Origin of the sequence: Streptomyces sp. NBC_01431, assembly GCF_036231355.1 — a bacterium.
Taxonomy (GTDB): Bacteria; Actinomycetota; Actinomycetes; order Streptomycetales; family Streptomycetaceae; genus Streptomyces.
The window spans coordinates 2,369,219-2,382,413 of the sequence record NZ_CP109496.1; the positions used below are offsets into that span (position 1 = coordinate 2,369,219).

Annotated in this window: 12 protein-coding genes; 4 read left to right on the plus strand and 8 right to left on the minus strand. The window is 70.2% G+C overall.

What is annotated here, in order from left to right:
* Positions 1-137: 137 nt before the first annotated feature.
* Positions 138-1,472, plus strand: a complete 1,335-nt coding sequence (gene gabT, locus OG522_RS10775; RefSeq protein WP_329462740.1) for a 4-aminobutyrate--2-oxoglutarate transaminase — start codon at positions 138-140, stop codon at positions 1,470-1,472.
* Positions 1,473-1,575: 103 nt separating this feature from the next.
* Positions 1,576-2,373, plus strand: coding sequence for a phosphatase PAP2 family protein (locus OG522_RS10780; RefSeq protein WP_329462741.1), 798 nt, complete (start codon positions 1,576-1,578; stop codon positions 2,371-2,373).
* Between the two features lie 22 nt (positions 2,374-2,395).
* Here OG522_RS10780 and OG522_RS10785 read toward each other — a convergent pair whose 3' ends face one another.
* The 7 genes from OG522_RS10785 to OG522_RS10815 form a co-directional block, all read right to left on the minus strand.
* A complete protein-coding gene (locus OG522_RS10785) occupies positions 2,396-2,905 on the minus strand; it encodes a hypothetical protein (protein WP_329462742.1) in 510 nt (169 codons plus the stop codon).
* A 188-nt stretch (positions 2,906-3,093) separates the two neighbouring features.
* Positions 3,094-4,515 (minus strand): NAD(P)/FAD-dependent oxidoreductase, encoded by a 1,422-nt coding sequence (locus OG522_RS10790; RefSeq protein ID WP_329462743.1) that lies wholly within the window; start codon positions 4,513-4,515, stop codon positions 3,094-3,096.
* 29 nt (positions 4,516-4,544) lie between these two features.
* On the minus strand, positions 4,545-5,348 hold the full coding sequence (locus OG522_RS10795) for an ABC transporter permease (protein WP_329462744.1): 804 nt from the start codon (positions 5,346-5,348) through the stop codon (positions 4,545-4,547).
* On the minus strand, positions 5,348-6,262 hold the full coding sequence (locus OG522_RS10800; RefSeq protein ID WP_329462745.1) for an ABC transporter permease: 915 nt from the start codon (positions 6,260-6,262) through the stop codon (positions 5,348-5,350). The genes OG522_RS10795 and OG522_RS10800 overlap by 1 nt, the downstream gene beginning before the upstream one ends.
* Positions 6,259-7,410, minus strand: coding sequence for an ABC transporter ATP-binding protein (locus OG522_RS10805; protein ID WP_329462746.1), 1,152 nt, complete (start codon positions 7,408-7,410; stop codon positions 6,259-6,261). Before OG522_RS10805 ends, OG522_RS10800 begins: the two co-directional genes overlap by 4 nt.
* A 149-nt stretch (positions 7,411-7,559) precedes the next feature.
* Positions 7,560-8,849 carry an ABC transporter substrate-binding protein gene (locus OG522_RS10810; protein WP_443074683.1) on the minus strand — a complete coding sequence of 430 codons (1,290 nt, stop codon included), beginning with the start codon at positions 8,847-8,849 and terminating at the stop codon, positions 7,560-7,562.
* Positions 8,850-8,902: 53 nt separating this feature from the next.
* Positions 8,903-10,426, minus strand: a complete 1,524-nt coding sequence (locus OG522_RS10815) for a gamma-aminobutyraldehyde dehydrogenase (RefSeq protein WP_329462747.1) — start codon at positions 10,424-10,426, stop codon at positions 8,903-8,905.
* Between the two features lie 181 nt (positions 10,427-10,607).
* On the opposite strand from OG522_RS10815, the gene OG522_RS10820 reads away from it, so the two are divergent.
* Complete coding sequence (locus tag OG522_RS10820; protein WP_329462748.1) at positions 10,608-11,171, plus strand: NADAR family protein; 564 nt, start codon at positions 10,608-10,610, stop codon at positions 11,169-11,171.
* A gap of 75 nt (positions 11,172-11,246) precedes the next feature.
* On the opposite strand, the gene OG522_RS10825 is transcribed toward OG522_RS10820, so the two are convergent.
* Positions 11,247-11,999, minus strand: coding sequence for a DUF4190 domain-containing protein (locus tag OG522_RS10825; RefSeq protein WP_329462749.1), 753 nt, complete (start codon positions 11,997-11,999; stop codon positions 11,247-11,249).
* A 25-nt stretch (positions 12,000-12,024) separates the two neighbouring features.
* On the opposite strand from OG522_RS10825, the gene OG522_RS10830 reads away from it, so the two are divergent.
* On the plus strand, positions 12,025-13,173 hold the full coding sequence (locus OG522_RS10830) for an adenosine deaminase (RefSeq protein WP_443074684.1): 1,149 nt from the start codon (positions 12,025-12,027) through the stop codon (positions 13,171-13,173).
* Positions 13,174-13,195 lie beyond the last annotated feature (22 nt).

A 13,195-nucleotide genomic window follows, 5' to 3' on the forward strand; every position in this document is an offset into this window, starting at 1 on the left:
CAACTGTCCGCCGAGGACAAGGGACACACCCCCACCACTACCGAACGGCGCATGCCACACCCCGCCCGCGCGCCCTAGCCTGCCAAGAAAGCCAAGGAAGCGTCCGAAATCCCCCAGGAAAACCCCAGGAGCCCCGCATGAGCGCCATCCCGCAGGAGCGCCGCGTCGTCACCGCGATCCCCGGACCGAAGTCGCAGGAGCTGCAGGCCCGCCGTCTGGCGGCGGTCGCCGCCGGTGTGGGCTCCACGCTGCCGGTGTTCACCGCGCGCGCGGGCGGCGGCATCATCGAGGACGTCGACGGCAACCGCCTGATCGACTTCGGTTCCGGCATCGCCGTGACGTCGGTCGGCGCCTCCGCCGAGGCCGTGGTGCGCCGCGCGACCGCCCAGCTCGCCGACTTCACCCACACCTGCTTCATGGTGACGCCGTACGAGGGCTACGTCGCCGTCGCCGAGCAGCTCGCCGAGCTGACCCCGGGCGACCACGCCAAGAAGTCCGCGCTGTTCAACTCGGGCGCCGAGGCCGTCGAGAACGCCGTCAAGATCGCCCGTGCGTACACCAAGCGCCAGGCCGTCGTCGTCTTCGACCACGGCTACCACGGCCGCACCAACCTGACGATGGCGCTGACCGCCAAGAACATGCCGTACAAGAACGGCTTCGGCCCGTTCGCGCCCGAGGTCTACCGGGTGCCGGTCGCCTACGGCTACCGCTGGCTGACCGGCCCGGAGAACGCCGGCGCCGAGGCGTCCGCGCAGGCCATCGACATGATCAACAAGCAGATCGGCGCGGACAACGTCGCCGCGATCATCATCGAGCCGGTGCTCGGCGAGGGCGGCTTCATCGAGCCGGCCAAGGGCTTCCTGCCCGCGATCAGCCAGTTCGCCAAGGACAACGGCATCGTCTTCGTCGCCGACGAGATCCAGTCCGGCTTCTGCCGCACCGGTCAGTGGTTCGCCTGCGAGGACGAGGGCATCGTCCCGGACCTGATCACCACCGCCAAGGGCATCGCGGGCGGCATGCCGCTCGCCGCCGTGACGGGCCGCGCCGAGATCATGGACTCCGCGCACGCGGGCGGCCTCGGCGGCACCTACGGCGGCAACCCGGTGGCCTGCGCCGCCGCGCTCGGCGCGATCGAGACGATGAAGGAGCTCGACCTCAACGGCAAGGCCAAGCGCATCGAGGAGGTCATGAAGGGCCGCCTGGCGACGATGGCCGAGAAGTACGACATCGTCGGCGACATCCGCGGCCGCGGCGCCATGATCGCCATCGAGCTGGTCAAGGACCGCGCGTCCAAGACCCCCAACCCGGAGGCCGCCGCGGCGCTCGCCAAGGCCTGCCACGCGGAGGGGCTGCTCGTCCTCACCTGCGGTACCTACGGCAACGTGCTGCGCTTCCTGCCGCCGCTGGTCATCGGCGAGGACCTCCTGAACGAGGGCCTGGACATCATCGAGCAGGCCTTCACCGGCGTGTGACGCTCCGTAGCGAACTGTGACTGTGAAGAAGGTGTGGGGGGGCGATGGCGGGATGGAGTTCCCGCTGTCGGTCCCCCCACTGTCTGCCGTACGGTTTCTGCAGATGAGAGAAACACCTCGTCCGCAGGGGACTGCGGGCGACTCCAGGGCCGAGCATCCCCAGCCTTGCCCTGGTCGTGCCCTCGCGCACACCACTGGAGCCTCCGGCTCCGGAACTCCTCACCGATCGGATGGCCGTCCGCCCCATACCCCCCGGGGCGCGCGGTTCGCCGGTCAAGGCGGCGGCCCCGGAACCACCCCCCCTGTTCCGGGACCGCCGGCTTTCCTCTTCGCCACGCTGCTCTGCGTGTTCGCGGTCATCACCTGGCAGGTCGCGTCCGGCGGCCCGCTGCGCCGTCTCGACGAGCGCCTCGACCGCACGCTCACCGGCCACGGCCCCGCAGCACTGAGCCAGTTCCTCTCCGACCTCGGCAGCATGCCGGTCGCGCTGCCCGTCCTCGCCCTGGCCATCGGCTACGCCGCGTGGCGCGGCAGCCGTCGCCAGGCGCTGATCGCCGCACTGACGATGGCCCTCGTGCCGCTCCTTGTGGTGCCGCTGAAGGACTGGATCGCCCGGCCGGGTCCACTGGAGGCCGCCACCGGCTACTACCCGTCGGGCCACACCGCGACCGCGATGGTGGCGTACTGCGGCGCGGCCCTGCTGCTCGCCCCGCACGTGCGCCGCAGGTGGCCGCTGTCCGCCGCCGCGGGCGCGCTGACGGCGGCGACGAGCATCGGCCTGGTTCTGCGCGGCTACCACTGGCCGCTGGACGTGATGGCCAGTTGGTGCCTGTGCGGGGCGCTCCTGGTGGTCAGCTCCACGGTTATGCGTCGAAGTTCTTCGAGAACTCCCCGCCCTTGAAACGGTCCCCGTTGATGGACCCTCAATCCTCGTTGTGCGGCTTCTCCGGCAGATTCAGGTGCGGCGGGTGATCCGGCTTGCTCCGCTCCCGTGCCATACCGGCCGCCGCTTCGTGCATCGCCAGCTCCAGCAGGGCCGGGTCGGTGAGGGTGCCCGAGCCGTCCGGCAGCACCGCCCAGCGCACCCCGCCGGTCGCGCGGCCGGGGTGCGGCACCACGATCCAGGTGCCGCGGCCCGCGCCGCGCACCCCCGTGCCGAGCCACCGCGTGGCGGTCCCGGGCGGCACGAAGAAGCCGACGCGCTCGTCGCCGGAGTCGGCGAGCACCGGACCCGGCCGGTCCACGAGCCGGGTCAGCACGTCGAGCGTGCCCCGCCCGAGCTCGCCCGGCAGGATCAGTACGTCCCAGCCCCTGCCGGCCGGAAGGAGAGCGACCCCCAGGGGGTTTCGCTCCCATTCCCACCGGCAGGCGTCGGGATCCGGCGCCACCGACGCCAGCCATTCCACCGCGGCCTTCGACCCCGAGGCAGCCATTGCCCTTCCTCCCATCCCAGCCCACTCCGCAGGGCACGGTCAGTGCGTGCACGAGGGAGAGGGGGGCGGGGCCGGACTATGACGCCACTTCGGCCGGTTATCGGTGGTGAACGGGAGCACTCCATGATCAAAAGGAGTGCGCCCCCGGCGTGACCGGGGGCGCACTCGATGATCAAGCCATCAACGGGTCAGCTGTCGAAGCCGAGTCCGACCCGGTCCATGGCCTTGAGCCACAGATTGCGCCGCCCGCCCCTCTCGTCGGCGCGGGCGAGCGACCACTTGGTGAGGCCGATGCCCGCCCAGGCGACCGGTTCGGGCGGGAAGGGCAGCGGCTTGGTGCGCACCATCTCCAGTTCGGTGCGCTCGGTGTGCTCCCCCGCCAGGAGGTCGAGCATCACATCGGCGCCGAAGCGGCTCGCGCCCACCCCGAGCCCGGTGTACCCGGCGGCGTACGCGACCCGTCCCGCGTGGGCGGTGCCGAAGAACGCCGAGAACCGCGAGCAGGTGTCGATCGCCCCGCCCCAGGCATGACTGAAGCTCAGCCCCTCCAGTTGCGGGAAGCAGTGGAAGAACTGCTCGGCCAGCTTGGCGTAGGTCTCGGGCCGGTCGTCGTACTCGGTCCGCACCTTCCCGCCGTACGGGTAGATCGCGTCGTAGCCGCCCCACAGGATGCGGTTGTCGGCGGACAGCCGGAAGTAGTGGAACTGGTTGGCCGAGTCGCCGAGCCCCTGGCGCCGGTGCCAGCCGATCGAGGCGAGCTGGGCGGCGTTCAGCGGCTCGGTCATCAGCGCGTAGTCGTACACCGGCACCGTGAACGGCCGCAGCCGTTTGACCAGCGACGGGAAGACGTTGGTGCCGAGTGCGACGTGCTCGGCGCGGATCTTCCCGTACGGGGTGCGCACCCCCATGCCGGTGCCGACCCGGGCCAGCGAGAGGCCGGGGGTGTGCTCGTAGATCCGTACGCCCAGAGCGAGGCAGACGCGCTTGAGACCCCAGGCGAGCTTGGCCGGGTGGAGCATCGCGACGCCGCGCCGGTCCCAGAGCCCGCCGAGGAAGGTGGGCGAGTCGACCTCGGCCCGCAGGCCCTCCTCGTCGAGGAGTTCGAGGCCGCCGAAGCCGAGCTTGCTCGCCTCCTCGTACATCTCGTGAAGCTCTTCGAGCTGGTGGGGCTCGGTGGCGACATCGATCTCGCCGGTCCGCTCGAAGTCGCAGTCGATGGCGTAGCGGGCGACGGCCGCCTCGATGGCGTCGAGGTTGGCCGCGCCCAGCTCTTCGAGCGTGGCGAGCTCCCCGGGCCAGCGGGCGAGCCCGTTGCCGAGGCCGTGGGTGAGGGAGGCGGCGCAGAAGCCGCCGTTGCGCCCGGAGGCGGCCCAGGCGATCTCCTTGCCCTCGATGAGCACGACGTCGCGGCCGGGCTCGCGCTCCTTGGCGATGAGCGCGGTCCACAGTCCGCTGTAGCCGCCGCCGACGACGAGCAGGTCGCACTTCTCGTCGCCGGTCAGGGCGGGCAGCGCCTCGGGACGGCCGGGGTCCTCCAGCCAGAAGGGAACGGGCTTGGCGCCCGCGAGAGATTTCGTTGCCGCACTGCTCATGGCTCGGGTCACGGCCATGATTTCAACTCCCTCAAGAATTGCGTGGGTTACGCTTTCGCGCTGTTGTTGCGCCGGTTCGCAATGAATTGTCCGGCAGCGACCACCACTACGGCGATGATGAACATGGCCGTACCGATGACGTTGATCTGCACGGGCGTGCCACGCTGCGCCGAGCCCCACACGAACATGGGGAAGGTCACGGTGGAGCCCGCGTTGAAGTTGGTGATGATGAAGTCGTCGAAGGAGAGCGCGAAGGCGAGCAGCGCGCCCGCCGCGATGCCGGGCAAGGCGATCGGCAGCGTCACCCGCAGGAACGTCTGGGCGGGACCCGCGTAGAGGTCGCGCGCGGCTTCCTCAAGGCGCGGGTCCATGGACATCACGCGGGCCTTGACGGCGGTGACGACGAAGCTGAGGCAGAACATGATGTGGGCGATCAGGATCGTCCAGAACCCCAGCTTCGCGCCCATGTTGAGGAAGAGCGTGAGCAGGGACGCGGCCATCACGACCTCGGGCATCGCCATCGGCAGAAAGATCAGCGAGTTGATCGCGCCGCGCGCCCGGAACCGGTAGCGGACCAGGGCGAACGCGATCATCGTGCCGAGCGCGGTCGCGCCGATCGTCGCCCACAGGGCGATCTGGAGCGACAGCGAGAGCGAGCCGCACATGTCGGCGACCCCGCACGGGTCCTTCCAGGCGTCGGTCGAGAACCGCGTCCATGAGTAGTTGAAGCGCCCGTTCGGCTTGTTGAACGAGAACACCATCACGACGACGTTGGGCAGGATGAGATACGCGAGCGTCGCGAGCCCCGCGATCACCACGAGATTGCGGCGCAGCCACTTGAGAAGGGCCATCAGACCAGGTCCTCCGTCCCGGCTCGGCGGATGTAGACGGTGACCATGACCAGGACGATCGCCATCAGGATGAACGAGAGGGCGGCGGCCGTCGGATAGTCCAGGACCCGCAGGAACTGGGACTGGATGACGTTGCCGACCATCTTCTGGTCGGTGGAGCCGAGCAGTTCGGCGTTCACGTAGTCGCCGCTCGCCGGGATGAAGGTGAGCAGGGTCCCGGAGACGACGCCGGGCATCGACAGCGGGAAGGTCACCTTGCGGAAGGTGGTGGCAGGTGTCGCGTACAGGTCGCCGGCCGCCTCATGCAGCCGGGAGTCGATGCGCTCCAGGGAGGTGTAGAGCGGAAGGATCATGAACGGCAGGAAGTTGTACGTGAGTCCGCACACCACCGCCATCGGCGTGGCCAGGACCCGGTTGCCCTCGGTCCAGCCCAGCCAGTTGGTGACGTCCAGGACGTGCAGCGAGCCGAGCGCGTGCACCACCGGACCGCCGTCGGCCAGGATCGTCTTCCAGGCCAGGGTGCGGATCAGGAAGCTGGTGAAGAACGGCGCGATGACCAGGACGAGCACGAGGTTGCGCCAGCGGCCCGCCTTGAACGCGATCAGATAGGCCAGCGGGTAGCCGAGCAGCAGACACAGGACGGTCGCGGTGCCCGCGTAGAGCAGGGAGCGGACGAACTGCGGGTAGTACTCCTTGAAGGCGTCCCAGTACGTCTGGAAGTGCCAGGTGACCTGGAAGCCCTTCTCAAGTGACCCCGTCTGCACGGACGTTGAGGCCTGGTACACCATGGGCAGCGCGAAGAACACGATCAGCCACAGGATGCCGGGCAGCAGCAGCCAGTACGGCACGAGCCGCTTGCGGGCGGACGTCTTGCGCACCGGCAGCTCCGCCGGGGCTTCGGCCAGGGCGGTCACGCGGCGTCCTCGACCTTCTCCACGCCCGCGTCGATCGCCTGGGCCGCGTCGAGGCCGAAGGTGTGCGCCGGGTTCCAGTGCAGGACGACCTCGGCGCCGGGAAGGAGTCCCGCGCGCCTGTCGACGTTCTGCTCGTACACCGAAAGGCCCTGGCCCGCCGGGGAGTCGACGAGGTACTGGGTGGAGACGCCGATGAAGGACGAGTCCACGATGCGGCCGGTGACGCGGTTGCGGCCGTCGGGGACGGCGCCCTCGTCGTCGCGGTGGGCGAGCGAGATCTTCTCGGGGCGCACGCCGACCAGGAGCTTGCCGCCGCTGCTGGTGGGCGCCGAACATCGCCCGCTGGGCAGCCTCAGCTTGGCGCCGCCCGCGGTGACCACTATGTCGTCGCCGCTCTTCTCGGCGACCTCGGCCTCGATGAGGTTGGAGGTGCCGAGGAAGTTCGCGACGAACGTGGTCTGCGGGTTCTCGTACAACTCGGCCGGTGCGCCGAGCTGTTCGACTCGGCCGCCGTTCATCACCGCGACCGTGTCGGCCATCGTCATGGCCTCCTCCTGGTCGTGGGTGACGTGGATGAAGGTGATGCCGACCTCGGTCTGGATGCGCTTGAGCTCAAGCTGCATCTGGCGGCGCAGCTTGAGGTCGAGGGCGCCGAGCGGCTCGTCCAGGAGCAGCACCTGGGGGTGGTTGATGAGCGCGCGGGCTACCGCGACGCGCTGCTGCTGACCGCCGGAGAGCTGGTGCGGCTTGCGGTGGGCGAAGTCGCCGAGCTGGACGAGCTCCAGCATGTCGTCGACCTGCTTCTTCACCGACTTGATGCCCCGCCGGCGCAGGCCGAAGGCGATGTTCTCCGTGACGTTCAGGTGCGGGAAGAGGGCGTACGACTGGAAGACGGTGTTCACCGGCCGCTTGTACGGCGGCAGGTCGGTGACGTCCTTGTCGCCGAGGAAGACCGTGCCGGTGGTCGGCTCCTCCAGGCCCGCGATCATGCGGAGCGTGGTGGTCTTGCCGCAGCCGGACGCGCCGAGCAGGGCGAAGAACGAGCCCTGCGGCACGGTCAGTTCGAGCGGATGGACGGCGGTGAAGGAGCCGTACGTCTTGCTGATCCCGGTGAGGCGAACGTCGCCGCCGGCGGTGCTGTCAGTCATGGGTGGGATCCCAGGGAGTCGAGAGGAAGGGGAGTAGGGGGCTGACGCCTTTGAGGGTGCTGAGGCCGAGCGCCCTGAAGGGGCGCGGGGAACTGCGCGACCGGCCAGAGCGGACCCGCACCTGAAGGACACCCACCCCCGCGGAGCGCTTACGCGCCGATGAGCTTGGAGAACTTCTGCTCGTACGCCGTCTCCTCGGCCTCGCTGAGCGAGCGGAAGGAGTGGGACTTCGCGGTCATCGCCCGGTCCGGCAGGATCAGTTCGTTCTGCGCGAGCGCCGGGTCGATCTTGGCGAGGTCGTCGCGGACCCCGTCGACCGGGCACTGGTAGTTGATGAACGCGGCGAGCTTGGCCGCCACCGGCAGATCGTAGTAGTAGTCGATCAGCTTCTCCGCGTTGCTCTGGTGCCGGGCCTTCGCCGGGACCAGCAGGTTGTCGGTGGACGTCATGTAACCGGCCGCCGGGATCGCGTACTTGATGTCCGGGTTGTCGGCGCGCAGCTGCGTGACGTCGCCGCCCCAGGCGACACAGGCCGCGAGGTCGCCCTTGACCAGGTCGCCGGTGTAGTCGTTGCCGGTGAACCGGCGGATCTGCTTGCTGTCGACGCCCTTCTGGAGCCGGCCGATCGCCGCGTCGAAGTCGGCGTCGGTGAAGTTCCCCGGGTCCTTGCCGAGGTCGAGCAGGGTCATTCCGATCGAGTCGCGCATCTCGGACAGGAAGCCGACGCGGCCCTTGAGGCTCGGGTCGTCGAGCAGCTGGGTGATCGAGTCGACCTTCTTGCCGCCGGTCGCCTTGGCGTTGTAGGCGATGACGGTGGGGATGCCGGTCCAGGGGTAGGAGTAGGCGCGGCCCGGGTCCCAGTCCGGCATGCGGAACTGGGGCGAGAGGTTGGCGTAGGCGTGCGGCAGGTGCGAGGGGTCGAGCTTCTGCGCCCAGCCGAGCCGGATGAGCCGGGCGGCCAGCCAGTCGGTGAGCACGATGAGGTCCCGGCCGGTGTCCTGGCCGCCCGCGAGCTGCGGCTTGATCTTCCCGAAGAACTCGACGTTGTCGTTGATGTCCTCGGTGTACTTGACCTGGATCCCGGTACGGCGGGTGAACTCGTCCAGCGTCGGATGGTGCTTCTTGTCGTCGCTGATGTCCATGTACTGCGTCCAGTTGGAGAAGTTGATCTCCTTCTCCTGGGCGGAGTGGTCCGTGTTGGACGGTCCGGTGCCGTTCTCCTTCGTGGCGGCCGGGATGCCGCAGGCGCTCAGCGTGGCGAGAGAGCCGACGGTGAGCGCGCCGACACCCGAGGCGCGCAGCAGCGACCGGCGGGTCAGGGCGCCCCTGCCGTTGGTGACGCTGCGCCCGATGGCGGCCAGTTGAGCCGCGGAAAGGAAGCCCCTCCCCGCTGTGACGGAGTGGAGAGCGTGGGGGAGGTCGGGCTCGTACTGCTCCATGCGCTGTGTGCCCTTTCGGGTGGGTTCGTCGGCCGCTGGTCGGGCGGCCTCTTCTATCGGTCCCCGAAGATCGTGCGGTGCCAGTCCTTCCTGGCGACCGCTGTGTTGTCGTACATCACGTGCTTGACCTGCGTGTACTCCTCGAAGGAATACGTCGACATGTCCTTTCCGTAGCCGCTCGCCCGGTAGCCGCCGTGCGGCATCTCGCTGATGATCGGGATGTGGTCGTTGACCCAGACGCAGCCCGCCTTGAGCTCGCGGGTGGCCCGGCCCGTGCGGTACACGTCGCGGCTCCAGGCGGAGGCGGCGAGTCCGTAGGGGGTGTCGTTGGCGAGCGCGATGCCCTCGTCGTCGGTGTCGAAGGGCAGCACGACCAGGACCGGGCCGAAGATCTCGGCCTGGACGATCTCGCTGTCCTGTGCGGCGTCCACGACGAGGGTGGGCCGGTAGTACGCGCCGTCGCCCTTGGGGGCCTCGCCGCCGGTGACGATCCGCGCGTAGTCGCGGGCCCGCTCCACGAACTCGGCCACGCGGTCGCGGTGGGCGTGGGAGATCAGCGGGCCGAGGTCGGTGTCCGCGCCGAACGGGTCGCCGAGCCGGACGGTCTCCATGAGGGCCGCGACCTGCTCCACGAAGGCCTCGTAGAGCGGGCGCTGCACGTAGGCGCGGGTGGCGGCGGTGCAGTCCTGGCCGGAGTTGATGAGCGAGGCGGCGACCGCGCCGTGCACGGCGGCCTCCAGGTCGGCGTCGTCGAAGACGAGGAAGGGGGCCTTGCCGCCGAGTTCGAGGTGGAGGCGCTTGACGGTGGCCGTGGCGATCTCGGCGACCCGCTTGCCGACCTGGGTGGATCCGGTGAAGGAGGTCATCACGACGTCCGGGTGGCCCACCAGGTGTTCGCCAGCGTCCTGGCCGGCGCCCGTGACGATGTTGACCACACCGTCCGGAATCCCGGCCTCCTTCGCGGCCTCGGCGAACAGGAGCGAGGTCAGCGGGGTGATCTCGGCGGGCTTGAGGACGATGGTGTTGCCCGCCGCGATCGCCGGCAGGATCTTCCACGCGGCCATCTGGAGCGGGTAGTTCCAGGGCGCGATGGACCCGACGACCCCGATGGGCTCGCGGCGCACGTACGAGGTGTGGTCGCCCGAGTACTCCCCGGCCGACTTGCCCTCCAGGTGCCGGGCGGCGCCCGCGAAGAACGCGGCGTTGTCCACCGTGCCGGGCACGTCGAACTCCCGGGTCAGCTTGATGGGTTTGCCGCACTGGAGGGACTCGGCCTGCGCGAACTCCTCGGCCCGCTCGGCCAGGACACCGGCGAGGCGGTGCAGGGCCGCCGAGCGGTCGCCCGGGGCGGTGGCGGCCCAGCCGGGGAAGGCCTCCTTGGCCGCGGCCACGGCGGCGTCGACGTCGGCGGGCCCCGCGAGCTCGTACGCGTACACCGCTTCGCCCGTGGCCGGGTCGACGACCTCGTGCCGCCGCCCGGAGGTGCCGGGGCGCAGCCGACCGCCGATGTACTGGGCACCGGCCGCGAAGCGGTCCTGGGGCCGGAAGCGATTGCTGTTGCCGTTGTCGGTGTCCATCTCGCCCACGTTCTTCGTAGCTTCAGCTCGATTTGAGTGACGATCCTGGCAGAGGCACACCTGACCAACAAGTGATTCCGTTGTTGCCTTTTGGTTACGCGACGGAATCTGTCGACCATGTGTCGCGTCGGGGCGGGAATGGCCCGACGGAGTGTCAGTGGCGCGTGCCAGACTCGCGTGCATGACAGGGGTCACGGGGAACGAGGACCGCCTGGGCGAGCTGATCGCCCAGGCCAGAAGCGGTGCGCGCATCAAGTTCCTGCACTTTTGGGGACACACGCCGCAGCGGGACGGCTCGCTCGGGCCGAGCTGCTTCAGCCAGTGGTGGCCCTCGCCGTTCACGGTCGAGGGCGTCGAGTACGCGACGGCCGAGCACTGGATGATGGCGTCCAAGGCTCGCCTGTTCAAGGACGCGGACGCCGAGCGGGCGGCGCTCACGGCGGCGAATCCGGCGCTGGCGAAGAAGGCCGGGCGGCTGGTGCGCGGCTTCGACGAGAGCGTGTGGCAGCGGGAGCGGTACGGCATAGTCCTGGCCGGCAGCCTGCACAAGTTCGGCCAGGACGCGGCGCTGCGGGAGTATCTGCTGGCCACCGGGGACCGGGTGCTCGTCGAGGCGAGCCCGATGGACCGGATCTGGGGCATCGGCCTGGCGGCCGATGCGCCGCAGGCGGCGGATCCCGAGCGCTGGCGGGGGCTGAACCTGCTGGGCTTCGCGCTGACGGAGGCCCGCGAGCGGCTGCGCTGAGCCGCGGGTGCACGGCGAAGGGGGCCGCGGTGGGCCCCCTTCGCCCGGGTGACGCTGTTTCCCGGCCGGCTCTGCTCAGCGGGCCGAGGCCGCCAGCGACAAGAAGGTCCCGTAGTCGTCGTAGTTGGTGGTGGTGTGGTGGACGGGGGCGTTGACCACGAGCACGATCATCGCGATCAGGATCAGGACGCCGAGCACGATGCCGATCGCGCCCATGATGATGCCCGCGAGGGCCTGGCCCCGGTTGTTCGCCTCACCTCGGGTGACCCGGCCCTTGCCGAGCAGACCGAAGATCAGGGCCAGCACACCGAGCACGATGCCCGCGACGCCCCAGGTGCACACCATGATCGCCAGAGCGGCGATGCCGAGCACCATCGCCGCGGTGCCGAAGCCGTTCTGCGGGGCGGGCATCCCGGTCCAGCCGGGATAGCCGTAGGAGGGCTGGCCCGGGTAGCCGGGGTAGCCCTGGGCGGGCTGCTGCGGGTAGGCGGGGTAGCCGTAGTTGCCGGGGGCGGGCTGGCCGGGCATCTGCGGCGGTCCCATCGGCATCTGCCGGCCGGAGGCGGGCGGCGGTCCCATGGGTCCTCCGAAGCCGGGACCGGGGGCGTTCTGGCCGGGCGCGGCCGGGTGGGCGCCGGGCGCCGGGGCCTGCGGGGTGGCTCCCTGGGCCGGGGCACCGCTCTGGCCGTCACCGGGGGTTCCGGGTATGGAGAGGACGGTCTGCTGGTCGTGCACCGGCGGCTTGTCCAGCGGGACCTTGCGCTCCGGCGGAGCCCAGGGGTCGCGGGGCTCCGGGCCTCCCGACGGCTGCTGGGTGTTGTCTGACATGGGCCTCCCCCATCGTGGTTCCGTCATGCTACGGCCCCGGTCTGCGGCGGGCCGCCCCCGGCCTACCATGATCCCCGTCCGGCGAAGGCCGACGACGCCGACCGCGCGAGGACCGCCGCGCCAGACCCCATGGAGGACCCCCATGACCGATCTGCACCCCTTCATCGCGGGGCTGCCCAAGGCGGAGCTCCACGTGCACCACGTCGGCTCCGCGTCCCCGCGCATCGTGGCCGAACTCGCCGCCCGTCACGCCGATTCGAAGGTCCCCACCGACCCCGAGGCGCTCGCCGACTACTTCACGTTCACCGACTTCGCGCACTTCATCGACGTCTACCTCTCGGTGGTCGACCTGATCCGCACGCCCGAGGACGTGCGCCTGCTCACCTACGAGGTCGCCCGGGACATGGCCCGGCAGAACATCCGCTACGCCGAGCTGACCATCACGCCGTACTCCTCCACCCGCCGCGGCATCGACGAGCGGGCCTTCATGGCGGCCATCGAGGACGCGCGCAGGGCCGCCGAGGCCGAGTTCGGCACGGTGCTGCGCTGGTGCTTCGACATTCCCGGCGAGGCCGGCCTCGAAGCCGCCGCCGAGACGGCACGCCTGGCCACCGAGGACGGCGTACGCCCCGAGGGCCTGGTGTCCTTCGGGCTCGGCGGCCCGGAGATCGGGGTACCCCGCCCGCAGTTCAAGCCGTACTTCGACCGGGCCATCGCCGCCGGCCTCCACTCCGTTCCGCACTCCGGCGAGTCGACCGGCCCGCAGTCGGTCTGGGACGCGCTGATCGAGCTGCGGGCCGAGCGCATCGGCCACGGCACCAGCGCCACCCAGGATCCGGCGCTCCTGGCGCACCTCGCCGACCACCGGATCGCCCTGGAGGTCTGCCCGACCTCCAACCTGGCGACCCGGGTGGTGCCGGACCTGGACGAGCACCCGATCAAGGAGATGGTGGCCGCGGGCGTCCTGGTGACCATCAACAGCGACGACCCGCCGATGTTCGGCAGCGACCTCAACAACGAGTACGCCGTCGCCGCCCGCCTCCTGGACCTGGACGAGCGGGGCCTCGCCGACCTCGCGAAGAACGCCGTCGAGGCGTCCTTCCTCGACCCGTCGGGCAAGGCGAAGCTCGCCGCCGAGATCGACGACTACACGGGGAAGTGGCTGGGCCGCTGATCTGCCGCCGCCAGGCGCCGAC